At 60.5% G+C, this 24840-nt stretch carries 20 protein-coding genes, 1 tRNA gene, 1 pseudogene and 1 riboswitch; of the genes and pseudogenes, 8 read left to right on the top strand and 14 right to left on the bottom strand.

All coding sequences use genetic code 11. The annotated features are described in order from the left end of the window. Positions 1-20 precede the first annotated feature (20 nt). Entirely contained in the window at positions 21-2045 is a 2025-nt protein-coding gene (locus ACIX9_RS10200; RefSeq protein WP_013580409.1) for an arginine--tRNA ligase, read from the top strand. Between the two features lie 5 nt (positions 2046-2050). On the opposite strand, the gene ACIX9_RS10195 is transcribed toward ACIX9_RS10200, so the two are convergent. From ACIX9_RS10195 to cobU, 11 genes and pseudogenes are all read right to left on the bottom strand, one after another. Then, on the bottom strand, positions 2051-3091 hold the full coding sequence (locus ACIX9_RS10195) for a HoxN/HupN/NixA family nickel/cobalt transporter (RefSeq protein WP_013580408.1): 1041 nt from the start codon (positions 3089-3091) through the stop codon (positions 2051-2053). A gap of 72 nt (positions 3092-3163) precedes the next feature. Further along, complete coding sequence (locus ACIX9_RS10190) at positions 3164-4411, bottom strand: pyridoxal phosphate-dependent aminotransferase (RefSeq protein WP_013580407.1); 1248 nt, start codon at positions 4409-4411, stop codon at positions 3164-3166. Then, positions 4408-5436 (bottom strand): adenosylcobinamide-phosphate synthase CbiB, encoded by a 1029-nt coding sequence (gene cbiB, locus ACIX9_RS10185; protein WP_013580406.1) that lies wholly within the window; start codon positions 5434-5436, stop codon positions 4408-4410. The genes ACIX9_RS10190 and cbiB overlap by 4 nt, the downstream gene beginning before the upstream one ends. Continuing rightward, on the bottom strand, positions 5433-7049 hold the full coding sequence (locus tag ACIX9_RS10180) for a cobyric acid synthase (RefSeq protein ID WP_013580405.1): 1617 nt from the start codon (positions 7047-7049) through the stop codon (positions 5433-5435). The genes cbiB and ACIX9_RS10180 overlap by 4 nt, the downstream gene beginning before the upstream one ends. A 9-nt stretch (positions 7050-7058) precedes the next feature. After that, complete coding sequence (locus ACIX9_RS10175) at positions 7059-7646, bottom strand: cob(I)yrinic acid a,c-diamide adenosyltransferase (protein WP_013580404.1); 588 nt, start codon at positions 7644-7646, stop codon at positions 7059-7061. Then, positions 7643-8389 carry a hypothetical protein gene (locus ACIX9_RS25755; RefSeq protein ID WP_013580403.1) on the bottom strand — a complete coding sequence of 249 codons (747 nt, stop codon included), beginning with the start codon at positions 8387-8389 and terminating at the stop codon, positions 7643-7645. The genes ACIX9_RS10175 and ACIX9_RS25755 overlap by 4 nt, the downstream gene beginning before the upstream one ends. Beyond that, positions 8386-8967 carry a histidine phosphatase family protein gene (locus ACIX9_RS23745; protein WP_013580402.1) on the bottom strand — a complete coding sequence of 194 codons (582 nt, stop codon included), beginning with the start codon at positions 8965-8967 and terminating at the stop codon, positions 8386-8388. The genes ACIX9_RS25755 and ACIX9_RS23745 overlap by 4 nt, the downstream gene beginning before the upstream one ends. A 1-nt stretch (position 8968) precedes the next feature. Continuing rightward, positions 8969-9750 (bottom strand): annotated as a pseudogene (gene cobS, locus ACIX9_RS10160) (adenosylcobinamide-GDP ribazoletransferase). Positions 9751-9758: 8 nt separating this feature from the next. Then, complete coding sequence (gene cobT, locus ACIX9_RS10155) at positions 9759-10805, bottom strand: nicotinate-nucleotide--dimethylbenzimidazole phosphoribosyltransferase (protein ID WP_013580399.1); 1047 nt, start codon at positions 10803-10805, stop codon at positions 9759-9761. Between the two features lie 11 nt (positions 10806-10816). Beyond that, a complete protein-coding gene (locus ACIX9_RS10150; protein ID WP_013580398.1) occupies positions 10817-12292 on the bottom strand; it encodes a cobyrinate a,c-diamide synthase in 1476 nt (491 codons plus the stop codon). Then, positions 12289-12834: a bifunctional adenosylcobinamide kinase/adenosylcobinamide-phosphate guanylyltransferase gene (cobU, locus tag ACIX9_RS10145; RefSeq protein WP_013580397.1), complete on the bottom strand. Its 546-nt coding sequence runs from the start codon at positions 12832-12834 to the stop codon at positions 12289-12291. The genes ACIX9_RS10150 and cobU overlap by 4 nt, the downstream gene beginning before the upstream one ends. A 123-nt stretch (positions 12835-12957) precedes the next feature. Then, a riboswitch (cobalamin riboswitch) is annotated at positions 12958-13160 on the bottom strand. 396 nt (positions 13161-13556) lie between these two features. On the opposite strand from cobU, the gene ACIX9_RS10140 reads away from it, so the two are divergent. After that, the gene (locus ACIX9_RS10140) at positions 13557-15209 is read left to right on the top strand and encodes a peroxidase family protein (protein WP_013580396.1); all 1653 of its coding nucleotides are present in this window, start codon (positions 13557-13559) and stop codon (positions 15207-15209) included. On the opposite strand, the gene ACIX9_RS10135 is transcribed toward ACIX9_RS10140, so the two are convergent. From ACIX9_RS10135 to ACIX9_RS10125, 3 genes are all read right to left on the bottom strand, one after another. Continuing rightward, complete coding sequence (locus ACIX9_RS10135; protein WP_013580395.1) at positions 15206-15685, bottom strand: GNAT family N-acetyltransferase; 480 nt, start codon at positions 15683-15685, stop codon at positions 15206-15208. The two genes, ACIX9_RS10140 and ACIX9_RS10135, sit on opposite strands and share 4 nt — an antisense overlap. Positions 15686-15813: 128 nt before the next feature. Beyond that, a complete protein-coding gene (locus ACIX9_RS10130; protein ID WP_013580394.1) occupies positions 15814-16086 on the bottom strand; it encodes an anti-sigma factor family protein in 273 nt (90 codons plus the stop codon). Further along, on the bottom strand, positions 16083-16724 hold the full coding sequence (locus ACIX9_RS10125) for a sigma-70 family RNA polymerase sigma factor (RefSeq protein WP_013580393.1): 642 nt from the start codon (positions 16722-16724) through the stop codon (positions 16083-16085). Before ACIX9_RS10125 ends, ACIX9_RS10130 begins: the two co-directional genes overlap by 4 nt. Positions 16725-17047: 323 nt before the next feature. Between ACIX9_RS10125 and ACIX9_RS25750 the strand changes: the two genes are divergently transcribed. The 6 genes from ACIX9_RS25750 to ACIX9_RS10090 all read left to right on the top strand — a co-directional run bounded on the left by ACIX9_RS25750 (position 17048) and on the right by ACIX9_RS10090 (position 24571). Continuing rightward, positions 17048-17341 (top strand): hypothetical protein, encoded by a 294-nt coding sequence (locus ACIX9_RS25750; protein WP_157477461.1) that lies wholly within the window; start codon positions 17048-17050, stop codon positions 17339-17341. Positions 17342-17741: 400 nt separating this feature from the next. Then, positions 17742-20153: a transglycosylase SLT domain-containing protein gene (locus tag ACIX9_RS10115; protein WP_041597041.1), complete on the top strand. Its 2412-nt coding sequence runs from the start codon at positions 17742-17744 to the stop codon at positions 20151-20153. Positions 20154-20203: 50 nt separating this feature from the next. Continuing rightward, a tRNA-Leu gene (locus ACIX9_RS10110) sits at positions 20204-20290 on the top strand. Between the two features lie 114 nt (positions 20291-20404). Next, the gene (locus ACIX9_RS10105; protein WP_013580390.1) at positions 20405-21463 is read left to right on the top strand and encodes a tyrosine-type recombinase/integrase; all 1059 of its coding nucleotides are present in this window, start codon (positions 20405-20407) and stop codon (positions 21461-21463) included. A gap of 682 nt (positions 21464-22145) precedes the next feature. After that, the gene (locus tag ACIX9_RS10095; RefSeq protein ID WP_013580388.1) at positions 22146-23348 is read left to right on the top strand and encodes a hypothetical protein; all 1203 of its coding nucleotides are present in this window, start codon (positions 22146-22148) and stop codon (positions 23346-23348) included. Next, positions 23348-24571, top strand: a complete 1224-nt coding sequence (locus ACIX9_RS10090) for a CHC2 zinc finger domain-containing protein (protein WP_013580387.1) — start codon at positions 23348-23350, stop codon at positions 24569-24571. The genes ACIX9_RS10095 and ACIX9_RS10090 overlap by 1 nt, the downstream gene beginning before the upstream one ends. Positions 24572-24840 lie beyond the last annotated feature (269 nt).

Here is a 24840-nt window from a genome sequence, read left to right as displayed (position 1 = left end):
CGACATGGTGTTCCCAGACGATGTATCGCACAATTCAGCAGACGCTTCTTGGCCGTATCCAGGCTCTTCTCTCCTCAAAGTACGAGATCACGCTGACGCAGCTTGCGGTGGAACAGCCACCTTCAATCGCGCTGGGAGAGCTTGCTCTGCCGGTGGCGTTTGAGCTGGCGAAGCGGCTACGGAAGGCTCCGCGAGCTATCGCGATGGAGCTGGCTGAGGCTTTGAATGGAGATTTGGCTAGTCTGCCTGGGGTGGCTTCGGTTGAGGTCGCCGGGGCGGGGTATCTGAATGTGCGGTTGGATCGTGCGGCGGCGGTGCAGAGCATTGCGGCGGATAGACACGCGGACCTGGGTGGGGCCGGGTTCAGGCTGATCGAGCATACGAGCATCAATCCGAATAAGGCGGCGCATATCGGGCATTTGCGGAACGCGATCCTTGGGGATACGTTTCAGCGGCTGCTGCGGAAGGACGAGTACAAGACGGGTTATGACGTTGGGGTGCAGAACTACATCGACAACACCGGGGTGCAGGTGGCGGATGTGGTGGTGGGATTCACGGAGCTGCTGGGGAAGGATCTGAAGAGCGTTCGGGAGTTGCTGACGGAGCTGATCGAGACGAATCAACGGATTGATTTCTACTGCTGGGACCTGTATGCGCGGGTGTCGCAGTGGTACACGGAGGCGGGCGTTGCGGCGGAGGAGCTGCAGCGGCGGAAGCAGGTTCGGCTGGATACACTGCATGCGCTGGAGCATGGGGGTAATGACATTGCAGTGATCGCGGATATCGTTGCGACGGATGTGCTGCGGCGGCACCTGGACACGATGCAACGGCTGGGGATCGAGTATGACTTTCTGCCGAGGGAGAGCGAGATTCTGAGTTTGCACTTTTGGGATGCGGCTCGGAAGCTGATGATCGAGAAGGGTGTGCTGTACCAGGAGACCGAGGGCAAGAACAAGGGATGCTGGGTGATGCGGCGGGCTGGGACGGATGGCGCTACGGAGGATTCAGGGCCGGATGAGGAGGCTAAGGTTATTGTCCGGTCGAATGGGACGGTGACTTATGTGGGGAAGGATATTGCTTATCATCTGTGGAAGTTCGGGCTGCTGGAGAAGGACTTTGGGTATGTGAAGTTTCACGAGTATGCGACGCATACTTGCTGGATCTCGACCGGCGATATGGGCGCGAGCGATCCGGCGCATCCGGTGTTTGCGAAGGCTGATGCGATCTATAACGTGATTGATTCGTCGCAGAGCGACCCGCAGAATAATGTGATCGCAGCGCTGCGGGGGATGGGGTATACGGATGCCGCGGACCGGTATACGCACTTCAGCTATGAGAAGGTGGCGCTGACGCCTCGGTGTGCGGTGGAGTTGGGCTACACGATCAGCGATGAGGATAAGGCGCGGCCGTTTATTGAGGTTTCGGGGCGCAAGGGCTTGGGCGTCAAGGCGGACGATCTGCTGGATAAGCTGACGGCTGCGGCTAAGGCGGAGCTTGATACTCGGCGGCCGGAGCTTACTGAGGACGAGCGGTTGGTGATTGCGGGGCAGATTGCGGTGGGTGCGCTAAGGTACTTCATGCTGCGGTTCAACCGGAATACGATCATTGCGTTCGACTTCAAGGATGCGCTGAGCTTTGAGGGTGAGACGGGGCCGTATGTGCAGTATGCGATCGTGCGGGCTGCGAATATCTTTCGTAAGTCTGGGGTGACGGAGCGTGAGGCTTTGGCTGGGCTGGCTGGTGCGGACAAGCTGACGGAGTTGCTGGGTGGGGAAGAGGGTGGTGGGATCTGGGAGACGTGGCTGGCGGTTTCAAGGCTGACGGCTGTGCTGGATCTCGCGATCAACTCGGCAGAGCCTGCGCACTTGGCGAAGTATGTGTTTCAGTTGGCGCAGCAGTTCAACAACTTCTACCACCGGTTCCACATCTTGAACGAGATGGATGCGGAGCGGAAGGCGCTACTGCTGGGGACTGCGGCTGTGGCGAAGCGGGAGATGATCCGGGCGCTGGGGTTCCTGGGGATCGAAGCTCCGGCGGTGATGTAAAACCGCTAGGAGCTTAGTTCGAGGTCGTCGAAGCGGCGGTACTTGTAGATCGCGATGGAGACGAGCCAGCTTGCGGCGAAGAGCGCGATGATGGCGTAGCCGAGGGTGCCGAAGTTCTCGTTGAGGCGGGTGATGAGGGTCCAGAAGAGGCCGCTGGGGTGCAGGTGGGCGGCGGCGAGGCCAAGGGCTTCAATGCCGCCGACGGCGAAGGCGACGACGACCGAAACCGAGGTGATGGTGAGGTTGTAGTAGAGCTTGCGGATTGGCTTTACGTATGCCCAGCCGTAGGCTCCGAGCATGAGGATGTTGTCGGTGGTGTCGACTAGGCTCATGCCGGCGGCGAAGAGGGTGGGGAAGACCAGGATCGACCAGAAGGAGAGGCCCTTGGAGGCTTCGGTGGCGGAGATGCCGAGGAGGCCGATCTCTGTGGCGGTGTCGAAACCGAGGCCGAAGAGGATTCCGAGCGGGTACATGTGCCAGTCGCGCGTGATGAGGGCGAAGACGGGGCGGAAGAAGCGCGCGAGCAGGCCTCGGGAGTTGAGGAGCAGGTCGAAGTCCTCGTCGAGGTAGGGCTCGCCGCGGCGGACGGCTCGGAAGGCTTTGTAGATCGAAAGCAGCACGGCCAGGTTGGCGAGGGCGATGGCGAAGAGGAAGAAGGTGGAGACCAGGGTGCCGATGGTGCCGCCGATCTCTCGGAAGGCTGCGATATGGCCCTGCATGGAGACCGTGGTGGCGGCTATGAGGATGGAGCCGATGACGACGATGGTGGAGTGGCCGAGCGAGAAGAGGAAGCCGACGAGGATGGGGCGGCGGCCCTGCTGCATGAGCTTGCGGGTGACGTTGTCGATGGCGGCGATGTGGTCTGCGTCGACCGCGTGGCGGAGGCCAAAACTGTAGGCGAGAAATGCAGTGCCGAGCAGGACGGGATAGTGGCGGAAGGCGATGAGTGCCCAGAGCCATGCGCCTAGGTTCATCGCGGCAAGGGCGATGTAGAGGGTGATGACTTTGCTGCGGATGGGGGCGGCTGTCGCTAAAAGAGTCGGCATGGCTTTTGGGGCTCACGCGGCTTGCGGGGAGCTTGTTCCAGCTTAGATGGTTTGGGGGCGGTTGTGTGGGGGTTAGAGGATGGCTCGCAGGGCGGTGATGAGGCGGGCGTTTTCTGGCTCGGTGCGGATGGCGGTGCGGAGGTGTGGGCCGGGGAGCGACTCGAAGTTGGTGCAGGTGCGGAGGTGGATTTGATGGTCTGTGAGGAGGGACTGCCAGATTTGCTGGGCATCCGAGGGGAGCGGGAGCAGAAGGAAGTTGGCTGCTGCGGGGTAAGGGGTGATGCCTAGCTGGGTCAGGGCGGTGGAGAGGGATTCACGGCGGGTCTGGTTCAGGGTTCTGGTGAGGTGGTGGTAGGGCTCGTCTGCCAGAGCGGCCTGGACGGCGTGGGTCGACAGGGTGGTTATGGGCCAGGGGGGGAGGATTTCATTGATCTGCCGGGCGGTGTCCGGGTGGGAGACGCAGTAGGCGACGCGGAGGCCGGGCATGGCGAAGAACTTCGTAACCGAGCGGAAGACGATCAGGTTGGGATGCGTGAGGGGGGCGGTGGTGAGAGATTCAGTGGGGGCGTAGTCGACGAAGGCTTCGTCGAGGAGGATGGTGGCCTGGGTGTTGGCGATGAGGTCAGAGAGGACGGCGGCTGGGGTGAGGTGGCCGGAAGGGTTTTGGGGGTTGGCGAGGAGGATGGCATCGGAGTTGGTTTGGTTCAGGGTGGATAGGAGGGCTTCCGGGTTGTAGTGGAATGGCTGTTCCGATCCGGAGAACCCACGTCCCTGAAGCGGGACATGGGGCACCCGGTTTTGTGGCAGGGGATATGGGATTACCTCTACGCCGTTGAGTTCGAGGGTGCGGCGGTACTCGGAGAAGGATGGGATGGGGAGGAGGCAGCGGCGGATCTTGCGGGTGCGGATTGTTGCTTCGAGGAGTGGGACGAAGCCGTTGGCGATGGAGAGATTTTGCGGAGTGATGGAGGTGGCTGGGGGAGAGGATACTTCCCACCCATTCGGGGTGAGGCTCCGAATGGATGGGGCACGGAGACTGCCTGCCGCTTCGGACGAACTGCCGAGGTTCTTCGCTGCGCTCAGAATGACAGCAGCTTGATTGAGATGATCGGCAATGGATTGCTTGAGGGCCTGGAGGTCTAGATCCGGATAGTTGGTGAGGGTCGCGGGGTCTTCGAGCGCGCGGTGGAGGGCGGCGAGGACGCTGGCGGGTGGGCCTTCGGGGTTGATGTTGGCGCTGAAGTCAAGGATCTCGTGCGCCGGGATGCCATAGTGGGCGGCGATGCGGCGGAGTTGGCCTCCGTGTGCAGGGAGGTTCATTGGGGACTCCTGCGGCGGGTGGTGTTGTAAGCGATGGCGATGGCCAGGGCTGTGCCGAGAAGGGAGACGGCTCGGGTGATGTGGAGGGCGCGGCGTGCGTAGGTGCGGGTGGGGAGCGGGGCGGAGGCGTTGAGGATGGGGGCGGTGTGGGGCTCGCCGTCGTAGGTGCTGGGGCCGCCTAGTTGGATTCCGAGGGTGCCGGCCATGGCGGATTCGGGGTGGCCGGCGTTGGGGCTGGCGTGTTTGTTGTGGTCCTGGCTGTAGGTGCTGATGGCTGCCGGGCTGGGGTTGGTGGCGAGGATGAGCAGGGCAGTGAGGCGGGCTGGGATGAGGTTGGCGAGGTCGTCCAGGCGGGCGGCGGTCTTACCGAAGTGGAGATAACGCTTGGTGCGGTGGCCGATCATGGAGTCGAGCGTGCTGATGGCCTTGAAGGCCATAGCCGCGGGTACGCCGCCGATGGCAAGGAAGAACAGGGGAGCGAGTATGCCGTCGGCGGCGCTCTCTGCGAGGGTTTCGATGAGGGCTCGGGCTATGGCCGGTTCGTCGAGATGGGCTGTATCTCTGCCTACGATGCGGGCTATGCGCTGGCGGGCCTGGGGGAGATCGTCTAATTCCAGGGCGGTTAGGACGGCTCGGGCTTCGTCGTCGAGATTGCGGCTGGCGAGGCAGGTGCTGGCGAGGAGGATCTCGAATGGCTTGGGGAGATGCTTGATGAGGACGGCGGTGAGCTTCCAGGTGGCGGCTACGAGGGCGAAGGTGAGGGCGGAGCCGGCGAGGAAGTTATAGGTGGGGGTGCGGTCTTCGCGGTAGAGGGCGTGGTCGCCTGCGGCGATGGCTTTGCCGATGAGGCGGACGGGGTGGGGGAGGGATTCGGGGTCGCCGAGGAGCCAGTCCAGCGTGGCGGCGGAGGTGATGAGGGTGGGGCGACTGAGCCGCGAGGAGCCCGCTGATCGACACTTACTTTCCCACCCAATCGCGATGAAACTGCGAGTGGATGGGGCACGCGAACTTTGGCGCGAGGTCATGACTTTTTGTCCAGAGCTTGATAGTCGAGGCCGGCCCAGGAGAAGATTTGCGGCATGTCGAGGGAGGATTCGACGTGGGCTGCGAAGGCGTTGAGGGCGGATTCGCGGTGGTGCTTCCAGTTGTTGAGGGCGGCGGGTGGGGTGAGGTGGTGGAAGGCTCGGGCGTTGGTGAGGAAGAGATGGCGGAATGGGTCTTCGTCGAAGAGGCCGTGAAGGTAGGTGCCGAAGATGCGGGTTGTGGGGTCTATGGCTCCGTCTGGGGTTGGCTCTGGTTGCGGTGAAGGTGATCCAGGCAAAATACTGAGGTTCTGAGCTTCGCTCAGAATGACGACGTCATTTAATCGGACAAAGGGATGGGAGTTGGGGAGGTAGGTGGTGGTGCCGATGTGGATCTCGTAGCCGGTGAGTTCGGTGGGGGGGCAGGGGTGGTTGAAGAGGGTTGTGGGAAGCAGGGCGCCTCTGCTGAGGACGGTGGTTTTGTGGGGCTGCATCGTGGTTTCTATCGGAAGGAGGGACAGGCCTTCGATGGGGGCGTCGGAGTCGGATTCGATGTGGCCGGGGTCTGAGATGGTGCGGCCGAGCATCTGCATGCCTCCGCAGATACCGACTACGAGGCTTGTTGCTGCATGGGCCTGGATGGCGGCGGCGAGGCCAGTTTCGTTCAGCCAAGCGAGGTCGGCGACGGTTTGTTTGCTGCCGGGGAGGATGACAAGGTCGGTGTTGGCAAGGGTCTCTACGGTGCGGATGAGGCGGAGGTCTACGGAGGGCTCGGAGGTGAGGGAATCGAAGTCTGTGAAGTTGGAGAGGGATGGGAGGGCGATGACGGCGATGCGGAGGGGGCGTGCAGGGTCTGCGCTCTGAGCCCAAGGGGTGGTGGCGATCTGCTGGAGGCCGAGGGAATCCTCTTCGTCGAGGGCGAGGTTGGGGTAGTGGGGGATGACGCCGAGGCTGGGCTTGTGGATGCGGGCTTCGATCATGCGGAGGCCGGGTTCTAGGAGAGCGACGTCGCCGCGGAACTTGTTGACGACGAAGCCTTGGATGCGGGCTTGCTCGTGTGGTTCGAGGAGTTCGATGGTGCCGAGGAGGGAGGCGAAGACGCCGCCGCGATCGATGTCGCCGACGAGGATGCAGTGGGCGTCGGCGAGGTCTGCCATGCGCATGTTGACGATGTCATGGGCCTTGAGGTTGATCTCGGCGGGGCTGCCTGCGCCCTCTAGGATGATGAGGTCATATTCGGCGGCGAGGTGCTCGTAACTCTCAGTGACTATGGGGAAAAGCTCTTCGACGCGGCGTCGGTGGTAATCGGCGGCGGTGAACTGGCCGTGGATGCGGCCGTGGACGATGACCTGAGAGGTCATGTTGCCGGAGGGTTTGAGGAGAATGGGGTTCATGTGGACGGAGGGCGGGATTCCGGCGGCTTCGGCCTGGAGGGCTTGGGCTCTGCCGATCTCCAGACCCTCCGGCGTGGCGGCGGAGTTGAGGCTCATGTTCTGCGACTTGAAGGGCGCGACGCGTACGCCGTGCTGCGCGAAGATGCGGCACAGCGCGGCGACGAGGAGGCTTTTGCCTACGTGCGAGGCAGTGCCGAGGACCATGATTGCGCGTGCCCGCATGAATCCGGGCTACCAGGCCCGCGAGAACTTGGGGCCGGCGGTGTCGTCGGTGCGGAGGCGTGCGTCGACGCCGGCGCGGACCTCGATGAGACGGCCGAAGAGCCAGATGACGTCCGAGAGGCGGTTGAGGAAGGCTAGGACCTCGGGGACAACGAGCGGGGTTTCCGGCGCGGAGGTCTCGTTGAAGCGGACGGCGAGGCGCTCGGCGCGGCGGCAGACGGTGCGTGCCATCTCATAGGCGGCGGATTGGGTGTTGGCACCGGGGAGGGACCAGTCGGCGAGGATTCCGTCTGTGGCTTCGATCTGGTAGACGAGATTTGTCAGGAAATCCACGTCCTCTGTCGAGATAACGGGCTGCTTTTTGCGGGACTCGGGCGGCGTGGCCAGGGCGGAGCCGACGCGGAAGAGGATGCGCTGGATCTGCTCGGTCCAGGCGGCTATGTCGGTTTGAGTACAGATGCTGCGGGCGAAGCCGAGCACGGTGTTGAGCTCGTCTACGGTGCCGTAGGACTCGACGCGGAGATCTGATTTTGAGGTGCGGATGCCGCCTGCGAGGCCGGTGGTGCCGGCGTCGCCGCGCTTGGTTGCGATGCTCATGGGTGTAACTCCTTTATTTCTGGTTCGAAAGATTCCTGGATGCTGATGCGAATGGTTTTGAGGACGCGGGGAGTGGGGTAGGAAAGGGTGAGGGTTGGGTCGAGGAAGTCGGTGACCATGGGGGGACGGGGGGCGAAGGTGGTTGATTCTGGGAAGAAGTTGGGTGTCTGGGGGTAGATCTCGTCGAGGGTGCGGGCATGGATGACGACGGCAGGGACGGCGTTGAGGCCGGCGCGGAGGAGGTCGTGGGCTCGGTGGTAGCCGTCGCGCAGGAAGGCTCGGTGTTGAAACAAAGCGACTTCCAGGAATGGGCTGCCGCCGTGGAGTTGCCAACCGGTAAAGGTTGGGCGGAGAGTTAGGTCGGGGTTGGGCGACTGGATGGTGGTGGAGGTGGGCCGGGTGTGGGTGGTAGGGCGTGGTGGGGGGAAGGCGAGGGTTAGAAGTGAGTTCGGGTTGACCGTTGGAGTCGGGTGGGTGGGGTCGAAGTGGAGGCGGCGCTGGAATGCTTGGAGGGTGCGGAGATCGACTACGGCCAGGGACCAATCAAGGCCGGCGAACTCCTCATGTAGGTCTGGGCGGGTTTGGATTTGGGCGAAGTCTGTGGCGTTTGTCGATGATTCTATTACGGTTGGGGATGGGATTGAGAAATCACGTCCCAAGGTCGGGACGTGAGGAATGCGGCTCGGGCGGTGGGGGGAGGGATCGAGATCCCAGGCGATTAGTTCTAGAGTTTCGAGATTCATGGTTGGATCACCAGCGTTGATTCTGGGCTGGTTTGGGTGCAGTGGACGATGCAGGTGTAGTCGCGGGTGCGCTCCCAGGCGTGGTGGGGGGAGAAGTGACCGAACTCTTCGAGGAGAACGCGAAGGACGCCGGCGTGGGTGACTACTGCGATATTGGTTGTTGCGGCCTTTTGGCGTAAGTCATACAAAGCGTTGAGGATGCGCTGGCGGAATTGGGTGATGGGTTCGCCATTGGGGGTGGGGAGATTGGGGAACTCGGCGACCCAGCGGGCGGCGTAGGTGGGGTCGCGCTGCTCGATGGTCTCCCAGGTGAGGGTTTCCCAGTCTCCGAAGGCGATTTCGCGAAGCTCGGGGGTGAGGTTGAGGGGGATATGGCGGGCGTAAGTGATTGATTCTGCTGTTTCACGGGCGCGGCGGAGGTCGCTGGTGTAGACGGCGTCGATGGCGTGAGGCGCGAGGCGTTCCAAGAGGTTAGGGAGCTGGGAAAGGCCGATTTCACTGAGGTTTGGGTCGGATTGGCCGCAGAAGGTACCGGCTAAATCTGTTTGGGCGTGGCGGATGAAGAGGAGGTTTGTCATCCTAAATCCATGCTCCGGCTGTAAGTACTGCAATTTCAACGAGTTGCGTGGTGGTTCCGAAACAGTCGCCGGTTATGCCGTGGATGCGATGGTTGAGGTATGCGGCGCAGGCTGTTGTTGTGAGGAGGGTTACGGCAATAGGGATGGCTGCGTTGCGGTGCAACGAAAACACCACGATTGCACCACAAATCACCACGGACTGCACCATTGTGAACCACGATGTGCGTTGGGCTACCCGGGCTCCCTGGCCGTTTTCGGGGCGGGCGGGGGGAGATAGCTGAGGGGTAAGGGGGACCAGCGGGCGAGGGTGTGGGCGGCTATGAGGTAGGGGAAGACGTGGTTGAGGGGGAGGGCGGCGACGAGGAGGACTCGGGCTCCGAGGGATAGGGCCAAGGCGGCGGCTCCGTAGGTGCCGATGCGGCTATCGCGGAGGATGGCGAGGGTGCGCTCGCGGGAGTGGTGGCCGAAGAAGGCGTCGGCGCAGTCTGCGAGGCCGTCTTCGTGGAGTGCGCCGGTGATGAGGACAGTGAAGGTCACGGTGCAGAGTGCTGATAAGGGGCGGCTTAAGTGAGGGGCGAGAAACTGGTTGACCAGGGCGGCCAAGGTGCCGATGAGGAGGCCTATGAGGGGGAAGTAGGCCAAGGCGTCTGAGAGGGTGCGGTCGGTGTAGGGAATCTGGGGGGTGGGGATGCGGGTGAGGAACTGTACAGCAGCCAGCAGGGCGTACGCCGGGTTGGTTCGGCGTGCGAGGGCTGCGGGGCGGGTTTGAGGCTCGGTGATCATGATGTGTTTTAGAGGGCGGTTGCGGCGGAGACTCCGGCGGAGGTGAAGGTCGCCATTTGAGTGTAGAGGGCGAGGGCTGACTCAAGGATGGGCATGGCGAGGACTGCGCCGGTGCCTTCGCCTAGTCGCATGTCCAGGGTGAGGATTGGGGTGAGGTTGAGGTGGGCAAGGAGGATTCGGTGGCCGGGTTCCTGAGACTGGTGACCGGCGAAGAGCCAGGAGTGGACTTGGGGAGCGAGCGCGACGGCGCAGGCTGCGGCGGCGGTGGAGATGAAGCCGTCGATGATCAAGGCGATGCGGTGGCTCGCGCAGCCGAGGATGAAGCCGGTCATGGCGGCGACCTCGAGGCCTCCGAGGCGGCGGAGGATCTCTTCCGGCGTGGTCAGGTGGGGCTCGTGGTGGGCGAGGACGGCTTCCAGGACGGCGATTTTGTGGGCGTGTGCGGCGTCGTCCAAGCCCGTACCTCTGCCTGTAACGGGGTAGAGGGCGCGACCGGTGAGGGCTGCGGTGAGGGCGCTGGCGGCGGTGGTGTTGGCGATGCCCATCTCGCCTACGGCGATGAGGTTGAAGCCTTTGGCTGAAGCTTCAGCGGCACATTCGATGCCAAGCGCAAGTGCTTCATTCAGTTCGGCTTCTGAGAGGGCTGGTTCGTGGAGCATGTTGCGGGAGCCGGGGCGGATGGGGGTGTTGCGTAGGGTTGGGGCGGAGTCCAAGGCGGTCGCTACGCCGGCGTTGACGATGTGGACGGGGGCGTTGTGGAGACGACTGAGGACGTTGATGGCCGCGCCGCCGGAGAGGAAGTTGAGAACCATCTGGCGGGTGACTTCGGCGGGGTAGGCGCTGACTCCTTCTGCTGCGATGCCGTGGTCTGCGGCGAAGACCCATGCGGCTTTGCGGAGGTCTGTGAGTCCGAGGGTTTGGAGTTGGGCGGCTAGGTCTTCCAGGCGGCCAAGGGCTCCGAGGGGCTTGGTGAGGGTGTCGAGGTGCGCGCGGAAGAGTGCTTCCGGGGCGGGTGCCGGGATGTTCGCGATCGTGTCCTGGAGGTCTGGGGTCATTTCTCTCTTCACTACGCTGGGGAAAGCTGGGCTACGGGCTGCGGGGTTTCTTCGAGGTGGAGGGTGAGGGAGTCTGCTGGGCGGGCGGCTACGATGGAGGCGATGAGGTTGGTGACGACTGCGGGGTTGGCGCGGAAGTGGAGGTGGACGTAGCTGGCGAGGATGTTGCCACGGGTGTAGCCCTCGGGTGCCTGGCGTTTGGAGAGGGAGTAGTCGAGGTGGTAGGCGGTGTTCAACTCCGGCTCATTGGTGAGGCGGGAGTAGTGGAAGCTGTGGCCCCGGATGACGGTTCCGGTGGGGCCGAGGAGGCAGTCTCGGGTGAAGGTGGTGGTGACGTAGCCGAAGTCGACTAGTTTTGGGGTCATCTCGATGTTGAGGGGGAGGATGCCGGTGAGGGGGATTGCGGGGGTGTTGGGTTGGGTGATGGATTCTGACAGATAGATCATGCCGCCACACTCGGCGTAGATGGGGCGGTTGGTGGCGGCGAAATTACGGATGTCTGTGAGGAGGGAGTGGTTTTCTGAGAGGGCCTGGGCGTGGAGTTCGGGGTAGCCTCCTCCTAAATAGAGGGCGTCGAGATTTTCCGGGAGTTCGGCGTCGGCCAGGGGGCTGAAGGGGATTAACGTGGCTCCTGCGGAGCGGAGGAGGTCCAGGTTGTCTTCGTAGTAGAAGGAGAAGGCTTCGTCGCGGGGGATGCCGATGAAGCAGGGCCTAGGGCCTAGGGCCGAGGGCCTAGGAATATAGGGACCAGGGACTAGGGGCGAGGGACTGGCGGGTAACGGGAAATCCTGCTGGTGCAGGGACTGGATGGCTTCGAGATTGAAGTGCTGTTCGGCTAGGTCGGCCAGGAGGGTGGATTCTGCTTGCAGGGTTTCTGTGGATTGGGCGGCGGCGTGTAGGCCTAGATGGCGCTCGGGGATGGTGATCTCTGGGGTTCTTGGGAGGCTGCCCAGGACTGGGGTTTTACAGCGGGATTCTATGGCCGCCGTGAGGAGTGCGAGGTGGCGGGGGCCTCCGATGCGGTTGAGGATGACGCCGGCGATGGGGAGGGTAGGGTCAAAGGTCTCGAAGCCGAGGACGGTGGCGGCGATGGAGCGGGCGGTCTTGGAGGCGTCGAGGACGAGGATGATGGGGAGACCCAGGATGCGGGCGATCTCGGCTGAGGAGCCGGTCTCGGAGAGAGGGTCTTTGCCGTCGAAGAGGCCCATCATGCCTTCGACTACGGCTGCGTCTGCATCTTGCGTGGCTGCGGTGAAGAGGTCTCGGTTGGCTTCATGCGGGAGGAGCCAGGTGTCGAGATTGCGGGCGGGGCGGCCAGCGAGACGGGTGTGGTGGGTGGTGTCGAGGTAGTCCGGGCCGCCTTTGAAGGGTTGGACGACGAGGCCTCGGCGCTGGAGGGCGGCGATGAGGGCTTGGGTGACCGTGGTTTTGCCTACGCCGGAGGCGTTTCCGGCTACCAGGAAGGCGGTCTGCAAAGGATTGCTCACTGCTGGCGGGCCTTGATGGTGAGGGGGAGGCCGGCGACCATGAGGAGGACGCCGGTGGCGATGGCGGCGACGCGCTGGTTGAGCTCGCCGAGGAGGTCTCTATATTGGCGGCCGGAGGCGTAGGAGGGGACGACGCCGCTGCCGACCTCGTTGGAGACGAGGATGATGGGGCGGGGTGGGGCCTGGAGCGTCTCGAGGAAAAGGGCTACGTTTTCTGTGACGGCGGCGGGGGGGATGGTGAGGAGGTTGGCGGTGTAGAGGGTGAGGCAGTCGATGAGGATGACATCGTGGGCGGGGCCGTGGGTGTGGATGGCTTCGGCGAGGGCGAGGGGCTCTTCGAGGACGGTCCAGTCGAGGCGGTCGCGTTGGCGGTCCTGGCGGTGGCGGGTGATCTTCTCGCTCATCTCCGGGTCTACGGCGGTGGCGGTGGCGATGAAGAGGACGCGGTCTGAGAGGGCGGCGAGCTTCTGGGCGTGGTGGCTTTTGCCGCTACGGGCTCCGCCTAAGATCAGAGTGACCGGGGGTTTGGGGGTGTCGTGCATACGCTCCGGCGGCAGCTATACCTAAACAAAAAGGGGAATGACGGATGGAAGCGGCTGCGCCCACGGGTCTCCGGTGGTGGAGACGGGCGGCAGTGCTCTTCAGCTCTCCCTACGGAGCTGAACGGGCCGAAAGCTGATCTGGCCGGTCTCCTGACTTGCGCTTCAGCGAGTCTTGAACGACCTTCCCAAGCCCTTCGGGCTCAGTGGTTTGCCTTGCGGCTTGTTCGTGCTCTCGGCGCTTACAGTTACGGGGTAGTGACGGAGTTTCACCGCCTTCCCGACACCAGAATCTAAGAGTGAAGATTACCACGGATGGGTGGGTAGGTAGTCAGGGGGCAAGGGTGAGGGTAATCCGCATTGGGAGGAATGGTGGGCGAGAACAGACAGCGGCAATGGCAACCGCAACTGCAACTGCCAATACGGAGGTTCTGAGCTTCGCTCAGAATGACGGGCTTGGAGGAGACAGGAGCAAGGGGCCGGGGCTAAAGCCCCATGCTTTTTGGGCCTCGTGACGGGGGGCTGAAGCCCCCCTCTAATCCGAACGGCAACGGCAACGGCAACGGCAAAAGCAACTGCAAGGGCAAAAGCAACTACTGAGACTCTTCGCTTCGCTCTGAATGACGGGCCAAAACAGGCAACTGCAACAGCAACAGCAGCTACGGAGGTTCTTCGCTGCGCTCAGAATGACGGGCGAAAAAAGCGGGGAGGTTGTATAAGGTCTTATGCCAATCGCTAACTCACGTACGGAGTCTTTGCAGCAGGCGCAGTTTCGCGCGGTTCAGGCCATTACGGTGAAGCCGGAGGTGCTGGATGAGAGCAACCCGACGCGGCAGGTGCTGACCGGGTTGATGAAGCATGGGGGCGTTTATACGCTGCTCGATACGGAGATGATGACGGCGCGGCTGGTGCCGATGTTGACGCGGGGCAGTGGGGCTGCGGCGATGTCTGCTGAGGACGCTAGTACGTTTGTGAATGGGCTGGGGAATACGATGGCGAGCTTCTTCCAGCACCTGGTGCCGGGGAAGGCTTATACGATTCCTTCGAGTTTGATGTCGCATATTGCGTTTCCGGGTACGGGGGTGAGTTACTCGGACCCGGGGCTGGAGCAGAGCGATCCGGGGGTGTTCGAGAGCCCGGAGGTGCCGGCGGCGTTTACGTTTGTGGGGCAGTTTATCGACCACGACCTGACGATGAATGCGGTGGACCTGTTTGAGGTGCAGACGGATGAGGTGGCGAATACGGCTTCGCCGCTGATCGACCTGGACAGCGTGTATGGGGCGAACAGGACGAAGCTGACGGCTCCGTTTTCCAAGATCTTTCATGCGGATGGACGGTTCAGGATGGTGGATCGCGGGGGGTACGAGGACCTGGTGCGGGATGAGGTGGGGAATGCGCTGATTGGGGATCAACGGAATGACGAGAACCAGATGATCCTGCAGATCCACCTGCTGGTGATGAAGGTGCATAACAAGCTGATGGCCGGGGGGCTGGGATTTGAGGAGGCTTACCGGGAGACGCTGTTTAACTGGCAATCGGTGCTGCTGACGGACTATCTGCCTGCGATTCTGGAGCCGGCGACGTTGGCGTGGCTGCTGGGGGAGATCGGTAAGCCGGATTTTGGGGAGTTCAAGTACAAGCCGTGGAAGAATCTTGTGGATGGCAAGCTGGCGGCTAGTATGCCGCATGAGTTTGCGATCGGGTTCCGGTTTGGGCATAGCCAGTTGCGGTTTGGGCTTCGGGTGAATCCGGGCGTTGGGGGAATGGTGAGGTTGTTCGATAACTCGCTGACTTCAAGTGGGGGGAAGACTTCTACGGGGGCGGTGAAGAACCTGTTCAGCGATCTGCGGGGGAGCCAGGAGCTGGTGGCGGAGCATGTGATCGACTGGGGGACGTTTCTGGGTGGGGCTACGCCGCTGCGGTCGAACCGGATCGATGGGAAGGTGACGAGCGTGGTGTTCGACCTGCCGGAGAGCGCGATTCCGGACGATATCAAGTACATCGGGAACCTGCCGCAGAGGAATCTGATCCGGAGCAGGCAGGTGGGGCTTTGTGCGGGGGAGGACCTGGCGAAGTTCTATGGGATCGAACGGCTGGCGACGCGGAAGATTGAGCCGGATGAGGCGGCGCATCACCTGTATATGGAGAAGGGACACTTCAGGACGCCGCTCTGGTACTACATTTTGAAGGAGGCGGAGGCTGTGGGAGGGCCGAAGAGCTCGCGGCTGGGGGCGCTGGGGAGCCGGTTGATCGGCGAGGTGATTGTGGGGGCGATTGGGTTTGCGCCTACGAATGTGCTCGCGGAGCCGGGGTGGAAGTCTAGTGTGACGGGGTCCAGGGAGGTGTCGCTGCTGGAGTTGGCGGAGTGGGTGGGCTAGGAGCGGAAGAGCTCCAGGAAGACGTTGGCGCGGGTGTAGAGGGATTTGGTGAGGCGCTCGGCGGGGACGGGGCGGAAGCCGAGGGACTCGTAGAGGTGGACGGCGGGGGCGAGGGCGCTGTTGGTTTCGATGTAGAGGCGGGTGGCGTTGAGCTTCCAGGCCTGGGCGATGGTGTGGGTGAGGAGCTGGCGGCCGAGGCCCTGGCCCTGGGCGGCGGGGGTGACGGCCATCTTGGAGATCTCGTACTGGCCGGGGGTGATGAGGATGAGGGCGCAGCAGCCGACCGGGGTTTCGTTTTGGAAGGCGAGGTAGATGTGGCCGCCTTGGTCGAGGTATTTTTCTTTGGGGTGGGCCAGGGCTGCGGCGTCGGCGGGCTCGATGCGGAAGTGCTTGGTGATCCAGGCTTCGTTGAGGGATTGGAAGGCGGGTTGGTCGGTGGAGATGGCGGGATTGAAGTCGCGGATGGTGATGGGCATAGAGTTGCGGCCTGGGCAGAACGACGAAATTTGTGGGGGGGAAGAGCGGTCGATTGCTACCGCAATCGATACCCCACCCTATCCCGCGATGAGACTGCGGTCTGAGGATGGGGCACCCGGATTTGTGCCTAGGACTTGACGGCCTGGCGGGCTGCGGGAGCTGCTGCCCGGCCGGGGATGCAGCGGTTCATGATGGCGCTGGTGAGGCGGTGCTCCAGCTCTGGGGGGAAGTCGTAGATCTCGTGGTCTCGATAGATGTTGATGGTCTTGGTGGTGGAGTCGAGGACGACCTCACAGTGCTTGCACTCGGCGATGTGGTGTTCGACTTCGATGAGGAGATCGGGAGCGACGCGGCCGTCGAAGTAGTCGGTGAGCTTGGCGAGAAAGTCTGTGCAGGTCATGCGAGTTGGCCTTCCTTCTTCCCCTGTTTGAAGTAGCGGCTGAGGCGTTCGCGCAGTTGCAGACGCGCTCGGAGAAGACGGGATTTGACAGCGGGGACGCTCAAACCGAGCGCCTCCGCGGTTTCTTCAGTGGAGAGGTTTTCGACGTCGCGCAGGGTGAAGACGGTGCGGAAGCCGGGCGGAAGTCCCTGGATGGTCTTGCGGAGAATGTCGGCGAGCTCTGCCTGGTTGAAGTTCTGCTCGGGGTTGGGACGCCACTCGGCGAAGTCACGAGGGATGGAGCCTTCTTCAGTCTGGACGTCTTCGTCCATGCTGACGGTCTTGCTGGTCTTGCGCTTGCGGAGGCGCATGAGGGACTCGTTGACGGCGATGCGGACGAGCCAGGTGCTGAATTTGGAGTTGCCCTGGAACTGGTCAAGCTTCTGGTAGGCCTTGAAGAAGGCGTCCTGCGTGATGTCCTCGGCGTCTTCACGGTTCTGCGTGATGTGCTGGGCGACGCGGAAGATCTGCCGGTCATACTGCTTGACGAGTTGTTCGAATGCTGAGGCATCGCCTTCTCTGGCCCGTGCGACGAGCGCTACGTCGGGGTGGATCTCTTCGGTCGGGATTTCGTTCTCTGGCGATTGGATGGCAGGCATAAGGAATGGGTGCGGCGGTATTTGTGCAACGTTTGGGGCAGTCGTCAGAGAATGCATACGACATTGGATGACGGCTGCACGTTTCTGGACTCAAACGTGAGGCAAGGCTCATGGTAAATGGGGATTCGCGTTGGGGCAATGTGGAGGTCGGCTAAGTCGGGTCTCAGCCTCGGTTTGCGGGAGTCACGATCCGGTAAATTCTTCGGGGGTGATCCAGGTGAAATGGGCGGGTGGGTCTCCCGTAGCTGCCCTGCGCTCTTATAGGCCGCGACTCCGAACGCTGGGATCAATACAAGCATGCTGGCGAGCCAGAGAGCCCATCCGTGGCTGAGACTGTGGGCCGCGATCCACCACCCGAAGGCCCAACCGAAGACCGACCCGATTCCGCCCGCGACCAGGGTGGCGTAAATCCGGAAAAGGGCGAACGTGACTCGCTGGATCAGGGCTTGGTGAATCCAAGCGGTTGCGGTGGCTACTACGAGTGTCCCCAGAACGCCGCAAACGAGGTAGGACCAGCCGACCGCTTTGAGAAGCTGCGGTGCGCGAACAGCTTGCAGGTGCCCGCCTTGCGTTATCGCTGCGCCCGTGAAGATTCCTACGCCTGCGAGTGTTACTAAAAGCACCGTACATGGGCCCCAGACGGCTATCCACAATGAGGAGCTGAAGGCGAATCGACGAAGACGTGGCACGAGTGCCGATAAAACAAAAGCCACGGCACCTACCAAGAGAAACAAGAAGACGATGAAGGCGAAGGCAAGCGGCAGCATGGCGCAATTTCTACCGCTTTCTTAGTAGAAGGTCAATGGAATCGTCTAGTTGATGGTGATTGTTGTAGAACAGACAACGGCAAAAGCAACTGCAACGGCAAAAGCAACTACGGAGGTTCTTCGCTGCGCTCAGAATGACCCGCTTTGGGGCGAGGCGGGTATCTGGTTTGATTCGGACGATGGCTGTTGGTGGGGTTTTGATGTGCGGTGGGGGCTGGTTGCGGCTAGAGTTTAGGGTGACTGCAGGTTTGTGAGGTTGGGTTTGGGTTCTGGGATCAGGGTTGGGGTGTTTGCGGCGGTTTGCCTTTCTGGTGCGATGGGGTTGCCGGGGTGTGCGTGGGCTTCGGCTCTGAAGAAGCCGGCTAAGGCTGCGAGTCATGTGCAGAAGGGTAAGGCGGCTACAGGTAAGGCAGGGAAGAAGGGTGCGGTTTCTGCCAGGGCGGCCAAGGGTGCGAAGGGTAAGGCTGTCGCTTCTGGTCGCGGCGAGAAGAAGCTGCCGGAACGCAAATTGACCAAGGCCGAGAAGGCTGCGGAGGCGAAGCGGAGTGCGGCGGAGACGACGCAGGTGGTGAAGCTGAACTCGGCGTTTGTGGCGACGACACAGCTCAGGCCGATGGCGCAGCAGCTTGCTTCGACGCGGTCCGGTGCGAGCTATAACGGGGTGCTGACATATGCGGGTGGGCATCCGGGGATTGGGGCGGCTACGGCTTACCTGGCGTTGGGTCATGCGTATGCGCTGGATCACAAGTACGCGGACGCGGCGGATGCGTACAAGCGCGTGGATGCGGCGGGCGATGCGCTGAGCGACTACGCCGACTACCTGGGGGCGCAGGCGCTGATCCAGGCGCAGCGGGGCAGTGAGGCGTATGGGCTGCTGGATCACTTTGGGGATCGGCACCCGGACAGTATCTTCGCGGCGACGGCTCCGGTGTTGCTGGCGAACGCTTATCTGGATCAGAAGAATCCAAGCGGCGCGGTGAGCGCGCTGCAGGCGGTGGCGGGGACGGCTGAGGCGGACCACGTCGACTACAAGTTTGCGCTGGCGAAGGCTTACCAGGCGCAGGGTGAATCAGGGAAGGCGGCGGGGCTTTACCGGTATATCTATGTTGCGACTCCTCTGAGCTATGAAGCGGGGCAGGCAAGGGCGCAGATGCTGGCGATGGGCCAGGGGCCTACGGCGGCTGAGCGCAAGGTGCATGCAGACCAGTTGTTCAACGCCAAGCGGTATGGCGAGGCGAGCATCGAGTATGCGTCGGTCAAGAACGATTCGAGCCTGGGGCAGGCGGATCGGGATGCGCTGGAGATCTATAGCGCGGTGTGCGATCTGAAGCTGAAACGGCTCTCGCGGCGGGATGTGGATAAACTGCCGGCGACGACGGATGACACGGCTGCGCTGAAGCTTTATCTGTATGCGGAGATCTCGCGTACGGAGAAGGATAGGGTGAGTCACCAATCGATCATCACGCAGATGGTGGACAAGTATCCGAACAGCCGGTGGACGGAGGAGGCACTGTACTCGGGCGGGAACATGTATCTGCTGACGCATGATTCGACCCAGGCGCTGTACCACTATGGGCTGCTGGTGCAGCACTTTCCGAACAGCACGTATGCTCCTTCCGCACATTGGCGGATGGCGTGGATGAACTACAGGCTGCGGAGGTATCCGGAGGCTGCGAGGCTGATGGATGAGCAGGTGGTTCGGTATGCTGCGGGGACTGAGGCTTCTTCCGCGCTGTATTGGCGGGGGCGGATCTATGAGGATGAAGAGAAGGACTTTGGGCAGGCGGCGAACTACTATCGGGCGCTTTCGGCTAACTACAACAATTTTTACTATGGCGTGCTGGCTCGGCAACGGCTGGCGGTGATTGGGCGGCAGGCGGGCGAGACGGCTGCGTCGCCGGTGTTGAGCAGCGTAAGGAAGCTGAATATTCCTGATCTGACGGATGTGATTCCGGTGGGCGATCCGCACTACATCAAGGCGAAGCTGCTGGCGAATGCGGCGCTGAATGAGTACATTGGGCCGGAGATTGCGGCGAGCCCGGGGTCGGGTGAGTGGGGCGCGCTGGCGCAGGCGCAGATCTATGCGTCGTATGGGGAGATTACGCGGTCTCTGCAGTCGATGAAGCACTCCGGGATCTCGTTCTTCTCGCTGCCGACGAGCCAGGTGCCGATGGGGTACTGGCGGCTGATGTTTCCGCAGCCGTTCTGGGGGGATCTGACGAGCGATGCGGCTAAGAATGGGCTCGATCCTTATCTGGTGGCTTCGCTGATTCGGCAGGAGTCTGAGTTCAACGCTGGTGCTGTGAGTCCCGCGAAGGCTTATGGGCTGATGCAGTTGCTGCCCGGGACAGGGAAAGACAATGCCAAGAAGGAAGGGTTGCGGGGGTTTCAGACTTCGTGGCTGCTGAATCCGGCTTTGAACTTGCAGCTTGGGACGCGGAACCTGCGGGGGGTGCTCGACCGGTTTGGCGGGCAGCCGGAGTATGCGCTGGCGGCGTATAACGCGGGCGATGTGCCGGTTCGGTCTTGGATGGCTAGCGGGGATTATAAGGACATTGCGGAGTATGTGGAGTCGATTCCGTATACGGAGACTCGGGAGTACGTGCAGGCGATTATGAGGAACCGGGAGATGTACAAGACGTTGTATGGGCCGAAGTCGTAAGGTGGGGAGCAGGGCTGGCTTGCGTTAGGATAGGGGCTGGTGGAAGCAGGGCCCGAGTGGTGAAATCGGCAGACACAGCGGACTTAAAATCCGTCGCCCTTTAGGGAATGGGGGTTCAAGTCCCCCCTCGGGCACCACATAAACATCATAGAATCAACGATATAAAGCCCTTCAGTAGCTTGAAGGGCTTTTCCATTTTGGTGGCACTTTTGGCTGGTGGCACTTGTAGTGGCACTTGGTAAACTTGATACATGGCGACACGTAAAGCACCAGCAAAGGTTAGAGGCGTTTACGAACGGGAACCCGGAAGTGGGGTTTGGTGGATCTGCTACAAGCAGGGAACTGTACGCAAGCGTGAGAAGGTAGGACGCAAGGGCGATGCCATCGAACTTTACCGGCAGCGCAAGACGGAACTCAGGGCAGGAGCAAAGTTGGCCCCCAATCTCCGTCACAAGGGTGTGACGTTCGGGGTCTTGGCGGAGGAGGCCCTCGCATGGTCTGCCGAGTTCCACCCTAAGGACATCAAGACCGTAATGGGCAGGATGAAGATGCTCACTGGGGAGTTCGGCCTCGTGGCTGCCTCTGACCTCACACCCCAGATGATCGACTCTTGGTTGACTGACTACCGGACCAAAGGGAAAAACGTATTGGCTCCCGCCACGAAGAACCGTTATCGTGCCCTTATTAGCCTTGTCTACCGACAGGGAATGAGGAACGGGAAGGTGAAGGCGAACCCGGCACGTTTGGTGGCTGCAAGGGCAGAGAACAATGCTAGGGTGCGTTACCTGTTGCCGGATGAAGAGAAGGCACTCAGGACAGCGATGGAGAACGGTCGGCTCTGCTACATCCCGGCTCTAGACGTTGCCTTGAACTCTGGTATGCGCCTCTCTGAACAGTTCTCACTGACTTGGGAGGCGATTGACTTCGGGCGGAAGGAGATTGTGTTGGACGAAACGAAGAACGGAAGCTCCCGGCACATCCCGATGAACTCAACTTGCGAGGCTGCCTTTAGGTCTTTAGTGGTGGCTGGGCAGAAGCCAGCCGACCGGGTGTTCAGTTCCCGGCATGGCAAGGCAATCAACACACCCCGAAAGTGGTTCGAGGCTTCGGCAGAGGAGGCCGGTATTACCGATCTCACTTGGCATTCGCTGAGGCATACCTTCTGCAGCCGTCTTGCCATGGCAGGCGTGGACATCAGAACAATTGCTCAGTTGGCGGGGCACAAAACTCTTGCTATGGCTATGCGGTATTCCCACCTGTCGCCATCGCATAACCTTTCCGCCATAGAAAAGCTGGTAGCGGTCGAGTGACGAGCAGCACATAGTGCTACTTAGTGCTTGACCTTGGCAGCAACATAGGTTAGGCTCGACTGTCAAGAGCAGGAGATTGGAGACTGTGTTGCCATCCATTTACGCGAGATGGCAAGACTCCCAAAGTAACTGCAATAAAACTTCAAGCTGACCCTAACAGCTTAATCAATAAGGTCCCTACGCGATAGCGACCGGGTAGTCGGATGCTCACCGACGAATAACAAGAGCAGACCCAAACAGCACACACAGAACCCGACGATAATGCAAGCGCGCGTCTTCGCCTATGGTCTGCCCACTTTTTATTCTGAACAGCGCGGCCCCGGCAGACGTGTGTCTGTCGGGAGTTCGCAGCCAAGGAACTAATGCCCGAAGTTTTGTCTCTGCCTGTATTTCCTGCCTACGTGGTGGGTTCGCTCTCTCCTGCCCCGCAGAAGCTCCTGTATGACCGTAAGAGTGCGGCCTACGTTTTATCGATCAGCACACGGTCGCTCGATTGGCTCGTTAGCCAGAAGCAACTTGCCACACGCCGCTTGGGTAAAAAGGTGATGATCACTCACGGTGAACTAGTTCGCTTTGCGAGGGCCGATCACTTCCATCTGACTCAAGCTCCCAGCCCTTGAATTAGGACCACAGCACCACTCCACAACTTGACGCGCCACCGACCCCCGTGTGGGGGATGGGGATGCTTGTCGTAATTTTGCCCTTTGGGCTTCACCGGAGCAATGAGAGTGACACTTTGAACAGGAAACAAGAGAGATTTACCGAGCAACATCAGCAAGAAAAGCGCCCGCGTCTCAAGGAGACGGACAAGTTCCAAGGTTCTTTTGGCCCTCAGTCCAGCAGTCCTGGCCCGTGGCTTGCAACCATTCTCGTTGACGCTCTGATCTCAGATCAGAACGATGAATCCCTGTCTAAGCCACTATTGGATGGATACCAGTATCAGGGTGCTATTGAGATTCTAGCGAGCTACGGTGAGCATTCAAGACATAGCCTCGACAACGCTGCTAAGCAGGTCGTTGATTCAACACCTAACTTTCCAATGATTGGACAGCCAAACGTCTTGTCAGGACAGGAGTGGCTGGAGTGGCAGCGCAACCGTCCCATGAGCCTGCACTCGTATCAGGCAAGATTGGAAGATGCTGAGGATGCAAAACGGGTCATCTTGGACGCTAAGACGGCCGTGCGTGGCAAGGGGAAGAAAAAGCCAACTGCGTCTACCAAACTTACGCGAATCAAGATCACTGATGAAAAGTTTAATGCCGACTACAACACTTGGTTCGATGCCGCTAAATCAAACGATGCGTGTGCATTCTTTGAGACTCTTTATCATTTTCTAGTAGGGAAGACGCGGATGGTGATGGCTAGTGAAAATGTGAAACGCCGTGAGCAAGCAGATGATTTCCAGCAAGACTTTGCCATCGAAATGATGGCTGCCCTTGCAGCTAAAAAGATAGCTGGAGAGCGTTTGGAAAAGCCAGCGAATTACGTTACTCGCTCCTGGACCAACGGGCGCATTGATGCGAATACAGCTATATCAAAGCACGACAAGATGTTCCCGAGTGTTCAGACGGGGAAGGACAGCACCGATGAGGATGAAAATTATGTGACGAAGGATCTTGTAAATCGGAGGGATGCAAACGAATGGCTCAGGGGCAGCAAGCACATCGAACCCCAACGAGATGAAGATGCTCTTTACCTGGAGCGGATGGCGAAACTGCCCATGCTCGATCCCGGACTGAGAGACGCTACTGGTATGCATCTAGCTGGGCACACTCAGCGGCAGATTGCACAGGTGCTAGGGATAACCCAGCAGGCAGTCAGCAAGAAGCTTGTCAAGATCAGCAGCCAACTTCAAACGCCACGCAAGTCGGAGGATGCGGCCTAATGTCTAACATCCTTCACGCCAATGGCATCCTTCACTTTCAGCTACCCAAGAGTCTTTTTTCCAAATCGGGAGTGTTCAACAGGGGAAGACTGAATTTCCCTGCCCTCGCGGTATACACCTACCTCTGCTACAAGGCGCAGGAAGGCACCAAAGTCCAGATGCTTCTCACCGCAAATGAACTTGGTGACGCCTTGAAAATGGATGCCGATACAGTTCAGATTGCACGCGGGAGATTGGAGCAGGAAGGACTGGTCTCTGTCATGCGGACTCCATTGGGTTACACATATCAATTGCTGGACCACAGCACCGGCAAGGCGCTAGTAAGAGGAATCAAGGGAGATATTGCGCCAATCAACCTGGACGATGTGAGCCCCACAGGATTGAAGACCTATTTCCGGCATCACACCGAGGGACCATTCAAATCGAAAACAGGTTCGCTGACAGTCTACTGTCCAGTCCATAACGACTCAAGACCATCATTGACTGTAGATCTCAATGATCACGGCACCTGGAAGTGTCATGCGTGTGACAGGGGTGGCAAGCTGATTGCATTTGAGCAATGGGTTGCCAAAAGCAAAGGTGAAGACCTTTCGACTAAGGACGCTCTGCCCCGACTGATTGGTGTCCTTATCTCCCTAGGGTTGCTGAAGGGCCACCTGGGGCAGCCTGAGGCCAGCTATCAGTACCGGAACACAGCCGGCATACTAAAGTTTGAAGTGCTCCGGTACAAGACCAACGAAGGTAAGCTCTTTCTGCAGCGCCGGCCCGATCCAAACAATCCTAAGAAATGGATATGGAACTTGGATGGTGTTACCAAGATGCTGTACGGGCTAGGTGATGTCGATGAGGCAGACGTGGTTGTGATCTGTGAAGGAGAGAAGGATTGCGACAACGTGAGATCGCTACGCCTGACATCAGAAATCACTTCGCTGAAGGATGTTGCGGTGGTCACCTGTCCTGGTGGTGCCCACAAGTGGCAGGCTTCATACTCACACAGCCTGCAAGGCAAGCGAGTCATCATTCTTCCTGACAACGACAAAGATAAGACTGGAGTCACTCATGCTCAGAAGGTTGTTGCCAGCCTCAAGGATCAAGCTCTGGAGGTGAGGGTCTGCTGCATACCGAGTGAGTTCAAGGATGTCAGTGAGTTTCTTGAGATTCATGGCTCGGACCTGACTCAGATCCTTGGTTCTGATTGGATACACAAACCCCTGCAGCCGTGAGTGATACCGAAAATATCCGAATCAGATACCGAAAATTTCGGTATGGGGGGTGGCTGAATACTCTGTCAACAGTGGGCTTAAGCCACCCATCTACATTGTTAGGGGATTGTACTGTATACCTCTATGTCTAACTGAGAACTCAAGCGCATACTCTGCAATAGTGAAATCTGTAAACAACTAAACCATGGGCGCGAGATGTCACTTATCCTCGACACGCATACTAGGGAAACTCTGCACAAGTTCTGCGTCCGCGGCCTGATGGATTAATC

This window comes from Granulicella tundricola MP5ACTX9, from assembly GCF_000178975.2.
Lineage (GTDB): Bacteria > Acidobacteriota > Terriglobia > Terriglobales > Acidobacteriaceae > Edaphobacter > Edaphobacter tundricola.
This window is presented reverse-complemented; position numbering and strand designations above follow the sequence as displayed.

Coding starts and splice junctions, on each gene's coding strand:
- ACIX9_RS10200 (WP_013580409.1), top strand. CDS start 21: ATGTATCGCACAATTCAGCAGACGCTTCTTGGCCGTATCCAGGCTCTT.
- ACIX9_RS10195 (WP_013580408.1), bottom strand. CDS start 3,091: ATGCCGACTCTTTTAGCGACAGCCGCCCCCATCCGCAGCAAAGTCATC.
- ACIX9_RS10190 (WP_013580407.1), bottom strand. CDS start 4,411: ATGAACCTCCCTGCACACGGAGGCCAACTCCGCCGCATCGCCGCCCAC.
- cbiB (WP_013580406.1), bottom strand. CDS start 5,436: ATGACCTCGCGCCAAAGTTCGCGTGCCCCATCCACTCGCAGTTTCATC.
- ACIX9_RS10180 (WP_013580405.1), bottom strand. CDS start 7,049: ATGCGGGCACGCGCAATCATGGTCCTCGGCACTGCCTCGCACGTAGGC.
- ACIX9_RS10175 (WP_013580404.1), bottom strand. CDS start 7,646: ATGAGCATCGCAACCAAGCGCGGCGACGCCGGCACCACCGGCCTCGCA.
- ACIX9_RS25755 (WP_013580403.1), bottom strand. CDS start 8,389: ATGAATCTCGAAACTCTAGAACTAATCGCCTGGGATCTCGATCCCTCC.
- ACIX9_RS23745 (WP_013580402.1), bottom strand. CDS start 8,967: ATGACAAACCTCCTCTTCATCCGCCACGCCCAAACAGATTTAGCCGGT.
- cobT (WP_013580399.1), bottom strand. CDS start 10,805: ATGACCCCAGACCTCCAGGACACGATCGCGAACATCCCGGCACCCGCC.
- cobU (WP_013580397.1), bottom strand. CDS start 12,834: ATGCACGACACCCCCAAACCCCCGGTCACTCTGATCTTAGGCGGAGCC.
- ACIX9_RS10140 (WP_013580396.1), top strand. CDS start 13,557: ATGCCAATCGCTAACTCACGTACGGAGTCTTTGCAGCAGGCGCAGTTT.
- ACIX9_RS10135 (WP_013580395.1), bottom strand. CDS start 15,685: ATGCCCATCACCATCCGCGACTTCAATCCCGCCATCTCCACCGACCAA.
- ACIX9_RS10130 (WP_013580394.1), bottom strand. CDS start 16,086: ATGACCTGCACAGACTTTCTCGCCAAGCTCACCGACTACTTCGACGGC.
- ACIX9_RS10125 (WP_013580393.1), bottom strand. CDS start 16,724: ATGCCTGCCATCCAATCGCCAGAGAACGAAATCCCGACCGAAGAGATC.
- ACIX9_RS10105 (WP_013580390.1), top strand. CDS start 20,405: ATGGCGACACGTAAAGCACCAGCAAAGGTTAGAGGCGTTTACGAACGG.
- ACIX9_RS10095 (WP_013580388.1), top strand. CDS start 22,146: ATGCTTGTCGTAATTTTGCCCTTTGGGCTTCACCGGAGCAATGAGAGT.
- ACIX9_RS10090 (WP_013580387.1), top strand. CDS start 23,348: ATGTCTAACATCCTTCACGCCAATGGCATCCTTCACTTTCAGCTACCC.